This window comes from Paraflavitalea devenefica (assembly GCF_011759375.1).
GTDB classification, from domain to species: Bacteria; Bacteroidota; Bacteroidia; order Chitinophagales; family Chitinophagaceae; genus Paraflavitalea; species Paraflavitalea devenefica.
The window spans coordinates 243,802-260,246 of the sequence record NZ_JAARML010000001.1 but is presented as its reverse complement, the minus strand read 5'-3'; the positions used below and the strand labels follow the sequence as shown (position 1 = coordinate 260,246).

The 16,445-nt window shown below is 46.8% G+C and carries 17 protein-coding genes; 11 read left to right on the top strand and 6 right to left on the bottom strand.

The window, feature by feature from the left end; translation table 11 throughout:
• Nucleotides 1-67: 67 nt before the first annotated feature.
• The 4 genes from HB364_RS00995 to HB364_RS00980 all read left to right on the top strand — a co-directional run bounded on the left by HB364_RS00995 (nucleotide 68) and on the right by HB364_RS00980 (nucleotide 3,648).
• On the top strand, nucleotides 68-640 hold the full coding sequence (locus tag HB364_RS00995; RefSeq protein WP_167286035.1) for an RNA polymerase sigma factor: 573 nt from the start codon (nucleotides 68-70) through the stop codon (nucleotides 638-640).
• 222 nt (nucleotides 641-862) lie between these two features.
• Nucleotides 863-1,372 carry a hypothetical protein gene (locus tag HB364_RS00990; RefSeq protein WP_167286034.1) on the top strand — a complete coding sequence of 170 codons (510 nt, stop codon included), beginning with the start codon at nucleotides 863-865 and terminating at the stop codon, nucleotides 1,370-1,372.
• Nucleotides 1,373-1,544: 172 nt separating this feature from the next.
• On the top strand, nucleotides 1,545-2,960 hold the full coding sequence (locus HB364_RS00985) for an FAD-binding oxidoreductase (RefSeq protein WP_167286033.1): 1,416 nt from the start codon (nucleotides 1,545-1,547) through the stop codon (nucleotides 2,958-2,960).
• A gap of 115 nt (nucleotides 2,961-3,075) precedes the next feature.
• The gene (locus HB364_RS00980) at nucleotides 3,076-3,648 is read left to right on the top strand and encodes a hypothetical protein (RefSeq protein ID WP_167286032.1); all 573 of its coding nucleotides are present in this window, start codon (nucleotides 3,076-3,078) and stop codon (nucleotides 3,646-3,648) included.
• Here HB364_RS00980 and HB364_RS00975 read toward each other — a convergent pair whose 3' ends face one another.
• A complete protein-coding gene (locus HB364_RS00975; protein WP_167286031.1) occupies nucleotides 3,649-4,188 on the bottom strand; it encodes an LOG family protein in 540 nt (179 codons plus the stop codon). It abuts the gene before it with no gap.
• 183 nt (nucleotides 4,189-4,371) lie between these two features.
• On the opposite strand from HB364_RS00975, the gene HB364_RS00970 reads away from it, so the two are divergent.
• The 6 genes from HB364_RS00970 to HB364_RS00945 all read left to right on the top strand — a co-directional run bounded on the left by HB364_RS00970 (nucleotide 4,372) and on the right by HB364_RS00945 (nucleotide 11,019).
• On the top strand, nucleotides 4,372-5,829 hold the full coding sequence (locus tag HB364_RS00970) for a sodium:solute symporter (RefSeq protein ID WP_167286030.1): 1,458 nt from the start codon (nucleotides 4,372-4,374) through the stop codon (nucleotides 5,827-5,829).
• Nucleotides 5,830-5,971: 142 nt separating this feature from the next.
• Nucleotides 5,972-6,670, top strand: coding sequence for an LOG family protein (locus HB364_RS00965; protein ID WP_167286029.1), 699 nt, complete (start codon nucleotides 5,972-5,974; stop codon nucleotides 6,668-6,670).
• A 103-nt stretch (nucleotides 6,671-6,773) separates the two neighbouring features.
• Nucleotides 6,774-7,412, top strand: a complete 639-nt coding sequence (locus HB364_RS00960) for an O-methyltransferase (protein WP_167286028.1) — start codon at nucleotides 6,774-6,776, stop codon at nucleotides 7,410-7,412.
• A gap of 5 nt (nucleotides 7,413-7,417) precedes the next feature.
• A complete protein-coding gene (locus HB364_RS00955) occupies nucleotides 7,418-8,656 on the top strand; it encodes a glucosaminidase domain-containing protein (RefSeq protein WP_167286027.1) in 1,239 nt (412 codons plus the stop codon).
• 3 nt (nucleotides 8,657-8,659) lie between these two features.
• Nucleotides 8,660-9,196: a hypoxanthine phosphoribosyltransferase gene (gene hpt, locus HB364_RS00950; RefSeq protein ID WP_167286026.1), complete on the top strand. Its 537-nt coding sequence runs from the start codon at nucleotides 8,660-8,662 to the stop codon at nucleotides 9,194-9,196.
• 65 nt (nucleotides 9,197-9,261) lie between these two features.
• On the top strand, nucleotides 9,262-11,019 hold the full coding sequence (locus tag HB364_RS00945) for a vWA domain-containing protein (RefSeq protein WP_167286025.1): 1,758 nt from the start codon (nucleotides 9,262-9,264) through the stop codon (nucleotides 11,017-11,019).
• Nucleotides 11,020-11,162: 143 nt separating this feature from the next.
• Here HB364_RS00945 and dnaJ read toward each other — a convergent pair whose 3' ends face one another.
• Nucleotides 11,163-12,323 (bottom strand): molecular chaperone DnaJ, encoded by a 1,161-nt coding sequence (dnaJ, locus tag HB364_RS00940; protein WP_167286024.1) that lies wholly within the window; start codon nucleotides 12,321-12,323, stop codon nucleotides 11,163-11,165.
• Between the two features lie 14 nt (nucleotides 12,324-12,337).
• Complete coding sequence (locus tag HB364_RS00935) at nucleotides 12,338-12,895, bottom strand: nucleotide exchange factor GrpE (RefSeq protein WP_167286023.1); 558 nt, start codon at nucleotides 12,893-12,895, stop codon at nucleotides 12,338-12,340.
• Nucleotides 12,896-13,107: 212 nt separating this feature from the next.
• Here HB364_RS00935 and HB364_RS00930 point away from each other — a divergent pair, with 212 nt between their 5' ends.
• Entirely contained in the window at nucleotides 13,108-14,280 is a 1,173-nt protein-coding gene (locus HB364_RS00930; RefSeq protein ID WP_167286022.1) for a class I SAM-dependent rRNA methyltransferase, read from the top strand.
• Between the two features lie 52 nt (nucleotides 14,281-14,332).
• Here HB364_RS00930 and HB364_RS00925 read toward each other — a convergent pair whose 3' ends face one another.
• The 3 genes from HB364_RS00925 to HB364_RS00915 form a co-directional block, all read right to left on the bottom strand.
• The gene (locus tag HB364_RS00925; protein ID WP_167286021.1) at nucleotides 14,333-14,677 is read right to left on the bottom strand and encodes a T9SS type A sorting domain-containing protein; all 345 of its coding nucleotides are present in this window, start codon (nucleotides 14,675-14,677) and stop codon (nucleotides 14,333-14,335) included.
• A gap of 147 nt (nucleotides 14,678-14,824) precedes the next feature.
• On the bottom strand, nucleotides 14,825-15,295 hold the full coding sequence (locus HB364_RS00920) for a peroxiredoxin (RefSeq protein WP_167286020.1): 471 nt from the start codon (nucleotides 15,293-15,295) through the stop codon (nucleotides 14,825-14,827).
• A 99-nt stretch (nucleotides 15,296-15,394) separates the two neighbouring features.
• Nucleotides 15,395-16,435 (bottom strand): PorP/SprF family type IX secretion system membrane protein, encoded by a 1,041-nt coding sequence (locus HB364_RS00915; RefSeq protein WP_167286019.1) that lies wholly within the window; start codon nucleotides 16,433-16,435, stop codon nucleotides 15,395-15,397.
• Between the last annotated feature and the right edge of the window lie 10 nt (nucleotides 16,436-16,445).

Genomic DNA, 16,445 nt, shown 5'->3' with positions numbered 1-16,445 from the left:
GCCGGCAATCCCCCACTGGCTATTGATGGTTGTAAGACTTCCGTAATTCGGTCAAAACCCTGTAACAATGAGTACAACCTTTGATAACAATCTAATGCCGGCTTTTCATCAAAATGACCCGGGGGCGATTGAGGTCATCTTCCGGGAACATTATTCTTCCATGGTGCAGTATGCAGTACAACTGATCAATGACCAGCAGGAAGCGGAAGAAATGGTAGTCAATACCTTTATCAAGTTAATAGCCATGCGCACGAACTTTAAAACGCCGGCTGATATCAAAGCTTTCCTGCTAGTTACCGTGCGTAATGCCTGTTATGATTATTTGAGTTGCATAGACCTGGAGCGGCCATCCAAAAAAGAGTTGCTTTCCCTGTCCGATCTCGTACAAACGAAAAAGGATGGTACACCGGTCCTTTTTACCACAGACATGTTAGTGGCGCTATACGAGGGCATCAACAAATTGACCGCCCAATCCGCAGAAGTGTTCAAACTGCTTTTTTATAATAAGATGACTATAAAAGACGTGGCTGCCCAGTTAGGCATTCCCGTAAAAACCGTGAGGGTTCATAAGGCCAAAGCGGTGAGGTCATTGCGTACCGTACTGTCAAAGAGAGCTGTTATAACCTCCTCCCTTAATTGAGTTTAGTCAAATCTTTACCGTTTGCATCATTTTTTCCCGCACAGAACATCATTTTTTTAGGCTACTTCCGTAAAAGGACCAGCGCTAAACTGGGTTTTCCTGGATTTCATTGGTATATTTGGTTAATACGTGTACCCGCACTGACACTGCCCCCAATCCTCCCTTTATTATGGCTGAAAACTGACCGGGCTTGAAAACAAGCCCTTACAGGTGTAGATTTTTATGAACCAGGCAATAAACGATCCGCAAAACGGCCCTCCCGGCAGTGACCGGATTTCTTTGCATCCATTATGTGAAGAAGATTTTCCATGGCTGTTATTATGGATGGTGCAGGAAACCAATGCCAGTTTGGCCTTATTATTACAAACAACAAAAGGCAGTGCGGAAATAACAATTATAACCGGAGTCATTAACAACCATGAACGTGTTAGCCTGCTTACTGTGTATGCTGCTGCCTTCACCCGCTTAAAAACAGCCTATACTTTACAGCCAGGCGAATACAGCATCCAGCAGTTGCAGTTAAATCCATTAATACTGAATAAGAAAACGGTACTGTTCAGCCTGCTGGGTCATTACACCCATTATCTTTTTACCCGGTTGAAGGCGAATAAGATTTTCTGGGAGATTCCTAATATAGATGTGCTGTATCATGAGTTAGCTCAAAAGGCAGGTTTTCGTAAAACAGCCATCCAGGACCAGCGGCTCTATACCCTGTATGAATATGCAGGATAATCCTGTAATCATCCTGCCCCGGAGGGCGCCGGAGTGCAAAGAAACGCAGTCTGCTGCCGGATAATCTCTCTTTAGTCCACAAAATCAACCGGTTAATGATATTTTCTGTCCGGGGCTTTTTCTTCTCCCGCATTTATCCGACTTTTGAGGCCCTTTTCAATATAATCATAACATGGAAACAGTGGCTACTCAGGGGAAGTTGACAACAGCGATCATTGAACAATTCCGGCAAATTGCCGGGGCTGGTTTTGTACTGCTGGATGAAGAGTCCCTCAACAATTACGGACATGATGAAACAGAGCATTTATTATATCCTCCGGAAGTAGTAATCCGCCCGCGTACTACAGAAGAGATAAGTGCGATCATGAAAATCTGCAACCAGCATAAAATACCTGTAACCCCACGCGGCGCCGGTACTGGTTTAAGCGGGGGCGCCTTACCGCATCTTGGCGGTGTGCTCATCTCCACCGATCGCATGAACTCCATTTTATCCATTGATGAAAGGAATCTGCAGGTGATCACCGAGCCCGGGGTCATTACAGAAGTATTGCAGAATGCGGTGAAGGAGAAAGGCCTTTTCTACCCGCCCGATCCCAGTAGCCGCGGCTCCTGCTTCATTGGTGGCAATATTGCCGAGAACAGCGGCGGCCCCAAGGCAGTGAAATATGGTGTGGTGAAAGATTATGTGCTCAACCTGGAGCTCGTATTGCCCAACGGCGATGTGATCTGGACAGGCGCCAACGTACTAAAGAATTCCACCGGCTATAACCTCACCCAACTGGTAGTAGGTAGTGAAGGCACCCTGGGTATTGTGACGAAGATCGTTTTAAAGCTCATTCCCCTGCCTAAATACGACCTGTTGATGCTGGTGCCTTTCCAGTCGCTGGAAAAGGCTGGTGAGGCAGTAAGCGCTATCTTCCGCGCAGGGTTTACTCCCAGTGCCCTCGAACTGGTGGAAATCGATGCCCTCCGCATCGTGAGCCGCTTTGTAGATAGCTCGGCAGTGCCGGTTACCGAGGGTACGGCCGCCCACCTTATCATTGAAGTAGATGGCAACCACCTGGATACCTTAATGGTAGAAATGGAAACCATTGGCAGCCTGCTGGCCAACTATGATGCCGGCGAACCCTATTTTGCCGATGACGCACAGCAGAAAGCAGAGCTATGGAAATTACGCCGCCGGGTGGCCGAAGCGGTAAAAATAGATGGCTATACCATTGAAGAGGATACTGTAGTACCACGTGCTGAGTTGCCTGCCTTAATACGGGGTGTAAAAGAATTGGGTATTCAATACAACTTTCAGGCCGTATGTTACGGCCATGCCGGCGATGGTAACCTGCACATCCGTATCAAAAAGGAAGGTATTGCCAACAGCAATGACGATCCCGAAGTCATCAAGGGCATACGCGCCTTGTTTAAACTGGTACATGAATTAGGTGGCACCATCAGTGGTGAGCATGGTATCGGGCTGCTGCAGAAAAACTATATGGACATTGTCTTTAATGAGTCCCAGTTGCAGCTCATGCGGGGTATCAAGAAAACCTTCGACCCCAACAATATCCTGAATGCCGGGAAGATATTTGATTAATACCGGGAAAAGGCAGCAGGCATAAAAAAAGCCTAAATAACACCTGCTTTTACCGTCAATAGGATAGCCCCTGTATATTTGCAGGGGCTATTTTATTTTACTAAATTCAATCCATATGAACAGGAAAGCACTGTTGATAGCTATCACCCTCCTTACCACCCTGCACCTTACCACCCTGGCACAGGACGAAGAAGAACCCCGCAAAGGTTTTGATAAAAGCAAACTTTTCTTTGGCGGGAACTTTGGCCTGGGCTTTGGCAGTAATTCCACCCTTGTCAACGTATCGCCGCAAATAGGTTACCGGTTTAACCCCTACCTGGCGGCAGGTGCTGGCGTGAACTTTATTTATTCCAGCTACCGTTACCGCTACTATGTACCGGAATACAAATCAAATTATGGCGTGGCCGGTCTCAATATCTTTGGCCGTGTATATCCCATTGAATACCTCTTCCTGCAGGTACAGCCTGAACTGAACTATAGCTGGGGCAAATTCAAATTTTATGATGGTACACCCGATCTGAAGCTGGATGGGAAAATAGTACCCTCCTTGTTGGGAGGCGCCGGAGCCGCCATCCCGGCTGGCCGTGGTGCTTTTATCATCATGATCCAGTATGACCTGTTGCAGGAAGACCGTTCACCGTATGGTAACCGCGCTTTCTACAACTTTGGTTATAACATCGGGTTTTAATTAGCCAATCATATTGAAGATCTCTACCGGTGTATTGCATACAATAATCCTTTCTTCCACCGTTTCATACAGGAAGCCTTCTTTTTGCATTTGTTTTAAGTGGTGGATGAGGTGGTTATAATAACCGCCTGAATTAAGGATGTAGATCTTTTTGTCGTGTATCTTCAGTTGATTCCAGGTTACCATTTCAAACAACTCATCCAGTGTGCCGAAGCCACCGGGTAAGATGACGGCTGCATCACACATCTCATACATCATCCGTTTGCGGGTATGCATATCGGGTACAATAGCCAGTTCCGTTAGTCCTTCATGCTGGTGTTCCCATTCTATCAGTAATTTGGGAATAACACCCATGGCCTTTCCTTCATGCGCCAATACAGCATCTGCTATAGAACCCATCAGCCCTTTCTTCCCACCACCATATACCAGCTTTATCCCCAGCATGGCAAGCAGCTTGCCCAATTCTGCCGCATGCTCATTGAATATCGGGTTATTGCCTGTCTTTGATCCGCAGAAAACCGCTACCGCTTCTATCTTCATATATTGATTTGATAATTTTAATACCGTGCTCTGCAGCCTGCACCCATACAGGCTTATGCGCCGGAAGTGAGTGCTGTGGAGGCCTTCAGCCTTGCTAAGATAAGCGGAAAGCCTGCAATTGATCACAATTTTATTACCTTCAGACCCGTTTCTGCTGTATGTTTGTTAATTAATACATAGCTAATGTCTCCCACACTGCTGTTGTCTTTTGTTATTGGTTATTTCCTGTTGCTGTTGGTGGTAGCGTATATTACTTCCCGCAACTCCAACAATGAATCTTTCTTCATCGGTAACCGTAATTCCAACTGGATGCTTGTGGCATTCGGTATGATCGGAACGTCATTAAGCGGCGTCACTTTTGTAAGCGTGCCAGGTGCAGTAGGTAAAGATTCTTTCGCTTATTTCCAGATCACCCTGGGTTATCTCATCGGGTACCTGGTGATCGCCTATGTATTACTGCCTTTGTATTACCGGCTGAACCTTACTTCCATTTATAATTACCTTAGTTCCCGTTTAGGATTTATCTCTTATAAAACGGGCGCTTCTTTCTTCATATTGTCAAGAACGCTGGGAGCTACCGCCCGTCTTTACCTCGTGGTAAAAATTCTGCAGGATGCCATCCTTGGCAATGAGCCCTTTAATATTCCTTTCTGGCTTACTACACTCATCATCCTCATCATGATATTGCTGTATACTTACGAGGGCGGTGTTAAGACCATCGTGTATACCGATACCCTGCAAACCACCTGTATGTTGCTGGGGCTGGTGATATGCGTTGTCTACATCCTGAAAACCATGAATATCAGCCTGGGAGAAAGCCTGCAGGCCATGGGCGATAAAGGATATTCAAAAATATTCTTTACCGATCCCGGCAGCCGCTTCTTCTTTCTCAAACAGATAGCCGCCGGCGCTTTCATCACCATTACCATGACGGGCATGGACCAGGAAATGATGCAAAAGAATATATCGGTTAAAACCCTGAAGGATGCACAGAAAAATGTGGTTACCCTTTCCCTCATCATGCTGGGGGTGATTTTATTATTCCTTGTGCTGGGTGGTTTATTACACCTGTTTGCAGCGCAGGAAGGTATAACTGCCAAGGGTGATAATTTATTCCCCACCATTGCCTTGCAGCACATGCCGCCGGTAATCTCCGCCATTTTTATCATTGCGCTCATTTCTGCGCTGTTTCCCAGTGCCGATGGCGCTATTACGGCCCTGACCTCTTCCTTTTGTATTGATTTAGTTGGCTTGCAGCGCAATAAAGACTGGAACGAAGCACAGAAGAAAAAGATCCGCCAACGGGTACACCTCTCCTTTGCCGTTATTTTCCTGCTGTTTGTAATGGTATTCCGGTGGATTAATAATGATAGCATGATCACCGTGATCTTAAAAGTGGCTGGTTACACCTATGGTCCGTTACTGGGCTTATTCAGTTTCGGTATCCTTACCAAAAGGGTGGTGGAGGATAAATTTGTTCCCATTATCTGTGTATTGGCGCCCGTCATCTGCTATATACTCGATAAATACCAAAAGCAGCTATTGGGTTCCTTTGAGATCGGTCTTGAACTGCTGATCATTAATGGTTTGCTCACCTTCACCGGGCTATTAATCATTTCAAAAAAACCAGCCACCGCATAAACTAATTCCTGCATTCATCCGTTAAGCATATAAGTGGGTAACCACACAATGCCATCCACTTCAGGCGGATGGCATTGTAGTCTCCCCTGGTTCGTGTCCCCACGAACCAGCAAGTGGGGTCTCAACCTCTAAATATTAGTGTATGAATGGAACGATTAAAATCTCCAAACAACGTCGCTGGTCAGAATCAAAAGCACACTCAAGTTGGCAGATCTTTAAAATAATGGCTGAATTTGTAGACGGCTTTGAAGTATTGGCAAAAATCGGCCCCTGTATCTCCATTTTTGGCTCTGCCCGTACCCAGCCCGGCCATGCCTACTATGAGCTCACCGTAGATGTGGCCCGCAAGCTGGCCGAAGAAGGCTTTGGTATTATCTCCGGCGGCGGGCCTGGCATCATGGAAGCGGCCAATAAAGGCGCTCAGTTGGGAGGTGGTAAGTCTGTAGGACTGAACATTGAACTCCCTTTTGAGCAGCATGCCAATCCGTATATTGACCGTGATGCCAATCTTAATTTCGATTACTTCTTCGTGCGTAAGGTCATGTTCACCAAATATTCCCAGGGTTTTGTCATGATGCCTGGTGGTTTTGGCACCATGGATGAGTTTTTTGAAGTGGCTACCCTTATCCAAACGGGTAAAATGTCGCCTGTTCCCCTCATCCTGCTGGGATCGCAATATTGGGGCGGCCTGGTAGACTGGATGCAGGAAACCATGCTGCAGAAGGCCAATAACATCTCCGCTACCGATCTGGAACTGCTGAAGATTGCCGATACGCCGGAAGAAGTGGTGGAGCATGTTCTACAATTCTATACCAAACATCCCCTGCAGCCTAACTTTTAGAAGCAAGTCCGGTAGCCCGAAAGTCCGAAAGACCAACACGTTGGGTTGAACGGATACCTTTCACTTCCTGATTTTTCCGACTTGTATCCGTATTTTTGTCCGGATGGACATCATTTCCCCATTAGTACAATCCTATGCAGATTGCTTTACTTCCCCGGAAGATGAGCTGCTGAAGCAGGTAGCTGCCCAAACCTATGCTTCCCATCCGCAGGCACACATGCTCAGCGGGCATGTTCAGGGCAGGTTCCTCGCAATGATCAGCACCCTGTTGCAGCCAAAGCGGATCCTCGAAATCGGCACCTTTACCGGGTACAGCGCCCTCTGCCTTGTTAAAGGTTTGCAAAAAGATGGCCTTTTGCATACCATTGAGTTACGCCCGGAAGATGCGGCTGTTGCCCAGGCAAATTTCGATAGGTCAAATGCCCCTGAAAAGATAATTTTGCACATAGGAAATGCGTTAGAGATCATTCCTACCCTGAAAGAAACCTGGGACCTGGTATTCATTGACGCCGATAAGGTAGGTTATACCGACTATTATGAGCTGGTATTGCCGGGAGTAAAGCAAGGAGGGGTTATATTGGCTGATAATGTATTATTTCACGGACAGGTGCTCGAACAGCCCGTCACCGGTAAGAACGCAATCGCCATCCAGGCATTTAATGAACGGGTGCAGCAGGACGAACGCGTAGACCAGGTACTGCTCACCATCCGTGATGGTTTACTGTTGATCCGAAAAAAATAAAGTCAATGCCATTAAAACGTTTATTGATCGTATTACCATTATTGGCATCCCTGTGTGTAAAGGCTCAGAAAAACGAAGATATTTACGGGTATATCAACCTTTATAAGGAACTGGCTATACAGGAAATGGTGCGTACCGGTGTTCCCGCTTCCATTAAGCTGGCACAGGGTATTCATGAAACCATGGCCGGTAAATCGGACCTCGTGCTCAGGTCCAATAACCATTTTGGCATTAAGTGTAAAAGTACCTGGACCGGCGAAAAAGTGTTCCATGATGATGATGCCCGCGGCGAATGTTTCCGCAGTTATACTGCTGCCGCCGATTCCTACATGGACCATTCCAATTTCCTCAAAAACAGCCAGCGTTATGCCTTCCTGTTTCAGTTGGATCCTACCGACTATAAAGGCTGGGCCTATGGACTGAAAAAAGCCGGTTATGCTACCAACATCAAATATTCACAGATACTGATCAAGCTGATAGAAGATTATAACCTGCAGCAGTATTCATTAATTGCCCTGGGCAAACTGGCGCCGCAGGATGAGATACTGGCCGGTAATCCCAAAAAGCCGGCTACAGGCGAAAATACGCTGACCGGCCCCATTGTCATTGCTCCGTTTGAGGCCGTGGAAGAAGAAGTGAAAGAAACCCCTAAGGTTACCTGGCCCGAAGGTCAGTTCACCATCAACAATACCAAAGTTGTTTATGCCAAAGCCGGTACCGCATTACTGGCTGTAGCGCAGCAATACGATGTTTCATTAAGACGCTTAATGGACTTCAATGACCTCCGCAGCGAAGATGTGCTCACTGCCGGCCAGCTATTGTTCCTGCAGCGCAAGCGGAAAATGGGCGCCAGTGAAAAGCACATTGTTCAGGCCGGTGAATCCTTGTACGATATTTGTCAGTCAGAAGGTCTCCGGTTCGAATCATTATTGCACTATAATCATTTGCAGGGACAGGATATACCTGCTACAGGAGAGGCATTGTACCTGCAGGAAAAAGCGCCCGCAAGGCCCCGGCTCGCCAGCGAAGTAGCGCCACAGGCGCAGACGCAGGTACAGTCGCCTGCACCCCGTACCACCGATATGGCGTCGGCTGCTTATATTACCCATACCGTGCAAACAAAAGAAACACTGTATAGCATAGCCCGGAAATACAGCATCACCGTAGAGCAACTAAAAGAGTGGAATAAAATGGCTGGTTATGAACTGAAGATTGGACAGGAGCTGATCATTTACAAAAACTGATCTATGAGCACAATTCGCGTACATGATAAACAGTTTGAACCATATCTGACTGCCAATGAGATTAATGACCGCATAAAAGTATTGGCGAAGCAACTGGATAAAGATTATGCCGGCAAAAAACCTTTGTTTATAGCCATACTCAATGGCTCTTTCATATTTGCGGCAGATCTGTTTAAAGAGTTGACTATGGATGCCGAGATCTGTTTTATTAAACTGGCATCCTACAAAGGCACTAAATCAAGCGGACAGGTGATCACTGCCATTGGCCTGGATACAGATCTTTTTGGAAGAGATGTGGTCATTGTAGAAGATATCGTTGATACAGGCAAAACCCTGAGTGAATTCCTGCCCCAGTTGCACCACCAGCAACCCGCCTCTATGAAAATCGTGGCCTTGTTACATAAACCGGAGGCAACTGTTTTCCCGATACCCATTGACTATCTCGGATTTTCCATTCCCAACAAGTTTGTAGTGGGCTATGGGCTGGATTATGATGGTCTTGGAAGAAATATCCGGGAAATATATAAGTTGGTAGAATAAGTATTGATGGTCTGTCGTTTGTGAAGAATGGCGTTTGCTCTTATTCACGATTTCAAAATGACCCCTTGTTGAAAATTGCCGCTGCCATATCCTTTTTACTGATAACCGTTTCACCGGCCTTTGCACAATATTACCTGCGTGGAGAGGTCAGGGATGAAAAGCAGAACGTATTATCCAACGCCAAAATATTATTGCATTCCACCCGGTACATTTACTATTCCGGCAGCAGCGGCTCCTTTGGCATCCTGTCGTCCCGGCAAACCGATTCTGCGACCATCTCCCTCGAAGGCTATCAGCCCGTTTGTTTGAAGCTCGAAGCGACAAAATTCCAGCCGGTAGTCCTGAAAATGCTCTATTCTTCTTCCAACCTGCAACGGAACAGGCTGGTGTCTTTTACCCGGAACCTGAATCCTGCTGACCGTACCAACCGTACCATTGCCGGTGAAACCTACAGCTCATTGGTGGAAAATGAGTTTGTACCCGCCAGGAAATATCCCGAAACAGGGTGCGCCATCCATACTGATAAGGCTTCTTATAGCAATATCCGGCGTTTCCTGGGCATGAATACCCAGGTGCCTCCCGATGCAGTACGTGTTGAAGAACTGTTGAACTATTTCAGTTTCGATTATACAGCGCCGCCACCCGACAGCATTTTCGGCTTTAAATCCTGGCTGTCCGATTGTCCCTGGAATCCCCGGAGCCATCTCCTGTTCCTGCATGCCAGTGCACGGAAAATTGATCCCGATAAAATACCCCCTACCAACCTGGTATTCCTGGTAGATGTGTCGGGCTCTATGGACATGCCCAACCGCCTGCCCCTCTTAAAATCGGCTTTCAAATTACTGGTTGATAACCTGCGGGAGAAAGATACGGTCTCTATTGTTGTATATGGCAGTACTGTAGGTGTGTGGTTAACGCCTACTTCCGGTAAGGAAAAAGACAAGATCCGGAAATCTATTGAAGAACTCTATCCCGGCGGTTCCACGCCTGGTGAAAGCGGCATACGTACTGCTTACAGGCTGGCTAAAAGCCAATACATCAAAGGCGGTAACAACCGGGTGATCCTGGCCACAGATGGTGATTTCAATGTGGGACAAACATCGGAAGACGAACTGGAAAAAATGATTACCCAGCATCAGCAGTCGGGTATTTACCTTACCTGTCTGGGCGTGGGAATGGGCAATTATAAAGATTCCAAACTGGAAATACTGGCTAAGAAAGGCAATGGTAATTTTGCTTACCTCGACAATGAGAAAGAAGCCGAAAAGGTATTGGTGAAAGAACTTACACAAACGCTGTATACAGTAGCAGACGATGCATTTTTGAACGTGCGGTTCAATCCCTCCGTTATAAAAGAATACCGGCTAATTGGTTTTGACAATAAAGTAAATGCGCTGGCCGATTCATTAAATGAAGTGGAAGGTGGTGAGGTAGGATCAGGGCATTCTTTGTTGGCCATGTTTGAACTGGTGTCGTTCAATCAGTCACTGAATGACTGGGGATATGCAAAAGATGGGCTGGCCCAGGTATCTATGAACTATAAACTGCCCGGCGATTCAATAGGGAGGATCACTTCCTATACAGTGCCTGCTACGTATACAGAATTTCAGGACCTGCCCGAGTGTTACCGGTTTGCTACCTCTGTATCCATGTTTGCAGGACTGCTCAAAAACTCCCAGTACATACGTGCCGTAACCTGGAATGACGCAGCTATCCTGGCCGATGAATCCCATAACTCACAGGATGCCATACAAACTGAATTCATCAGTATGATCATAAAAGCCAAAAAGATCTACGGCAATAAAAGGAAGAAAAAGCAATAAAGAGTTTCGGGTTTGGAGTTTAGTGTTTCGGGTTCTTTTTGTGTAACAAGCTAATTAAATATTAAATAATTCAGTTGTTACTGTTTGGCTTGCTGCATAAATCGCGGTAGCAACGCTAAACCCGAAACACTAAACGCGGAACACTACGAGAACATTTCTCTTACTTTATCAAAGAAGTTCTTGTCCGACTTATCCGGTTGTGGTTTGAAGTTGGGTGAATTATTCAGCTTTTCCAGCATAGCCCTTTCTTCTGCAGTCATGTGCTGGGGAGTCCACACATTGATATAAATCAGTTGATCCCCCTTCTCATAGGAATTTACACCGGGAAAACCCTTTCCTTTTAACCGGAAGATCTTACCACTTTGTGTGCCTGCCGGGATCTTGATCTTGGCGCGGCCGTCAATAGTGGGCACTTCGGCATTGGTGCCAAAAGCTGCGTCCGGGAAGGAGAGGTGCAGCTCATAAGCTACATTCAGCCCATCACGGTGCAGTTCCTTGTGTTGTTCCTCTTCGATCAGGATGATCAGGTCGCCGGGAGGGCCGCCGCGTTCGCCGGCATTACCCCTGCCACCAACGCTCAGTTGCATGCCTTCCTGTACGCCGGCCGGGATATCAATGGTTACTGTTTCTTCACTGTATACCCTTCCCTCACCTTTACAGGCAGTACATTTAGCGGTCACTGTAGTGCCTTCCCCATTACAGGTAGGACAGGTGGTCACTGTTTGCATCTGCCCCAGGAAAGTATTCGTCACCTTACGTACCTGGCCGTTGCCGCCACAGGTAGCGCAGGTCTGCACGCTGTTCTTATCCTTGGCGCCACTTCCGCTACAGGTGGTACAGGTTACATACTTCTTAACCTTGATCTGTTTCGTACAGCCACGTGCAATCTCTTCATAATTCAGCTTGAGCTTAATGCGCAGGTTACTGCCCCGCACGCCACGGGGGCGCTGTCCGCCGCCGCCTCTTCTGCCTCCGCCACCAAAGAAATTGCCGAAAATATCATCTCCGAAAATATCTCCAAACTGGCTGAAGATATCTTCCATATTCTGTCCGCCGCCAAAACCACCACGGCCATTGCCACTTAAGCCGGCATGGCCAAAGCGGTCATATTGTGCCCGCTTATCTGTATCGCTCAGTACCTCATAGGCTTCCGCCGCTTCCTTGAACTTTTCCTCGGCAGCTTTGTCGCCCGGATTACGGTCGGGGTGATACTGCATAGCCACCTTACGGTAAGCTTTTTTGATCTCATCCGGCGAGGAGCCTTTTGCTACGCCCAATACTTCGTAATAATCTCTTTTAGACATTGTACAATTTTGAATTATTTACCTACCACTACTTTGGCAAACCGGATGATCTTATCATTCAGGTAATACCCTTTTTCTACCTCATCCACCACTTTTCCTTGCATCTCTTTTGTAGCGGCTGGTATTTCTGTGATCGCTTCATGGCGGTCCGGATCGAAATCAGTACCGATGCTTGGCATGGGTTTAACCCCCTTCGCCTGAAGGCTATTGCGCAGTTTGGTGAATACTAGTTGAACCCCTTCCTTGATGGCGGCTGCGTCATTGCTCGTTTGCAATTGCTTTTCGGCACGATCGCAATCATCCAGCACTTCCAGCAGGGGAACGATCACATCCTTACCGGCTGTTTGTATCAGCTCCAGCCTTTCTTTGGCAGTTCTTTTCCTGAAATTGTCGAACTCGGCCACCTGGCGCAGGTACTTGTCCTTCAACTCCTGCACTTCTGCCTTCAGCTTCTCTATCTCATCTTCATTGGCCACGGGCTCATTCAGGTGGGTGCTACCGCTCACGCTCTCGTCTGTATTGATGTCAATGGTGTTGCCATTGTCCTGGCTAAAAGATTCATTTTCTGTCATAGGTGTATCCGTATTTTTCTCGTTTTATACTGCAATATTGGCGGCTTTTCCCGGCTTCACAGGGCCGCCGGGATGCCAAACCGTAAAAATACAAGTTTTGATCAGCAAAGCCATCTGGCGCAATTATTTTGCCATTCGGTCAATAAGGTCAAAAAGGCAGGGAAATTGAAAGTCAGGTGTCAGAAATACGAAACTGCTTACATTTGCGCCTTATGACAACCGTGATTCTCAAAAAGAAGATCAGTCCGCGCGTGCTAAATGGTCATCCCTGGATCTTTGGTAATGAAGTAAACCTCATAGATGGTGATGCAAAGCCCGGCGATGTGGTGGAAGTTTTTACGCATGATAAAAAATTTATCGGTAAAGGATACCTCAATCCTCAATCCCAGATACCTGTCCGTATCCTTACCCGCGACAAACAAGAAACGGTCAATGATGATTTTTTCTACCAGAAACTCCTGCAAGCCTGGCAATACCGGCAGCAATTGGGATACGTGGAAAACTGCCGGCTCATCTTTGGAGAGGCAGATGGCCTGCCACAGCTCATCATTGACAAATTCAATGACTACTTTGTTATCCAGACACTTGCCCTCGGCATAGATGTATGGAAACCAGCCATTGTAAAGGCTTTGGAGAAAATATTCAAACCCAAGGGGATCTACGAACGCAATGATGTGCCGGTACGGGAACTGGAAGGATTGACCCAGCAAAAAGGCTTGCTGTCGGCTCCCTTTGAAACCAAGATCATTATACGGGAGAATGGACTGCAATTCTACGTCGACATAGAAAACGGGCAAAAAACCGGTTATTTCCTGGACCAGCAGGACAACCGCCGCGCTATTCAACATATTGTAAAGGGGGCCGATGTTTTGGGCGCCTTTACCTATACCGGCACTTTTGAAATACATGCCGCCCATTATGGCGCTAAATCTGTATTAGGCCTTGATATTTCGGCCAGCGCTGTGGCCCAGGCTAACCGCAATGCCGAACTCAACGGGTATGACAAGATCTGCCGTTTTGAATGTGTCAATGCCTTTGATGTATTGAAAGTATGGGCAAAAGAAGACCGTCAATACGATGTGGTAATGCTTGATCCTCCGTCCTTTACGAAGACCAGGGACAATATACAGAAAGCCATTACCGGTTATAAGGAGATCAACCTGCGCGGTATGAAGCTGGTAAAACCCGGCGGATTCCTGGTCACCTCCAGTTGTACCAACCTGGTGCCTTCCGCTATGTTCCTGGAAATCATTCAGATGGCTGCCAAAGACGCCCGCCGGAAACTAAGACAGGTCACTTTCCAGACCCAGGCTGCCGATCACCCGATTATATGGGGATGGGAAAATACCCATTACCTGAAGTTCCTGATTGTACAGGTGCTGTAATTTGTCACCCTGAGCCTGTCGAAGGGTTTCGATGGGTTCAGCCTTGCATTGATTATTTGGAAACCTGGAATTTGCCGGCTTCTATCAGCCTGCCGGCCTTGTCACGGAGCTGGAAGATGTAAATGCCCCGGAAGAAATCGGTGAGGCTAACCACGGTTTTGGGCGTAATATCAGTGACTTCATGCACTTTTTTGCCCGGTAAATTAAAGATTTGCAGTGTGTAGGACTTATCGTAACCGCGCTGAAAATCAAAGGTTATGAAGGAGGTAGCGGGGTTAGGGTAAAAACGGATGATTTTAGTCACAGGATCTCCGGCCGGGGTAGGCGTGGTGCGCTCCTGGCTTTTGACCTCGATTGATAATAAAAGGATGATGGACAGTGTGTAAAAAATCCTCATGCAGGATAATATTTTACGGTTTAAATCCAAGATATTCCCTTTTAACTAAAGTTACAACTCATTTATTGAAAAAATCCGGGGAATAAGGGATTCTACCCAGTCCCCGGAAGTTTTAAAATTATGTTAACATCGTTCTGTTGATATAAATCAATTGGTTACAGCCAATGCTGCCTCAATAGCTTCAAAATTGGGCAAATCACCCGCATTTTCCAATACTTCAGCATACTGCACAATACCTGCCTCATCAATTACAAAAGCCGAACGTTTCGACACGCCCTTCATATCAAACACAAAGGTATCATACAATGCCCCATAGGCCCTGGATACTTCCTTGTTGAAATCGCTCAATAAAGGGAAATTCAGTTGCTGTTCATCCTTGTATTTGGCCAGGGTGAAAACAGAGTCCACGCTGATGCCCAATACCTGTGCATTGACATTATTGTATAGAGCAATATTATCCCGGATGCTGCACAGCTCTTTGGTGCAAACACCGGTAAATGCCTGTGGGAAGAACAGCAATAACACATTCTTACCCTTATAGTCAGTCAGCGTTACCTTATTCTTGTCAGAATCATACAGGGAAAAATCGGGGGCTTTTTGTCCGGCTTCAATTTTCATATCATTGATTTTAGAGTGTAACAAAAATAACATGCCAGCCGGTTATTTGTTACAATCAGTCAGTGAAACCACACATTTAATAAATGAACTGCGTAAAAATTAAAATTTGGGGCACAGTACCTTGTCCCGGCTGGTATTATCCCGGTCAAGAAAACTGATCCAGGATACCGATAATTCAATGCCTCCGCGTCCCTGGCTGGCAGTTTTTAGCTGCGATACATTCACGTCATAGCTGAGGGCCACGGAGAGCGGGTAACGGTCCAGTTTGATAACAGGTATCAGGGCATCCTTCCAGCGCAGGAAAGCCCCTGCATGGATGGTATACAACGGGTCTACAGGATCGCCGCCCAGTTTATAGGAATACAGGGCGCCACCAATCGTTTCTGCAAAGGAGCCCTGCGTGGAATGATCGGCCTGAATAATAAAATAGGAATATTCATCCACCCCGAAAGTGATCCCGGCAGAGAAAACATACTTGGGGTTCAGTTCAATAGTGGCATTGCGGTAAAAAGAGTTCTTGGGCCGGTTCAGGTGATGGTAAGCAGCGCCCAGGAACATACTGTTTTCCTGGTCTTCCCCAAAAGAGGTATTAAAACTCATCCCCACGCTGGCATCCCAGGAAGTAAAATTGGGCGCCGTGAAATATTCACCGGTGGGCGCCGAAGGGTCATAACCACCACCGCCGTATTGGTTATCGGTAGTCATTTTAGACATATCAATGCTCTTGCGTACCATGCCTCCCATAAAACCCAGGCTCAGGTACATGGATTTTTCATTGCTCAGGGATTTATGATAGTTCAAGGCAGGTAATAAATGAACGGTGGTTAAACCTACGGTGCCGGCTTTGTCAAAAAGCACCTGCCCGCCCACTGTCATAAAATCATCTCCCTTGCCCACCGGCATCTTATATTCTCCATTCAGGGAGCCGGTACGGTAGGCGTTGGTAAAACTGTTCCATTGGTCCCGGTATACACCCTGTACCCTGATATCGCCGGTAAAAATACCCGCCAGTGAAGGGTTACGGAGCAGCGGCGCTTCAAAGAACTGGGAGAAATGGATATCCTGGGCTTGCGTGATGGTCATGGTACACATCAATATTCCTATAATGGAATACTGCATCCATCGCCTGCTGTTTTTCATAATACCCGGT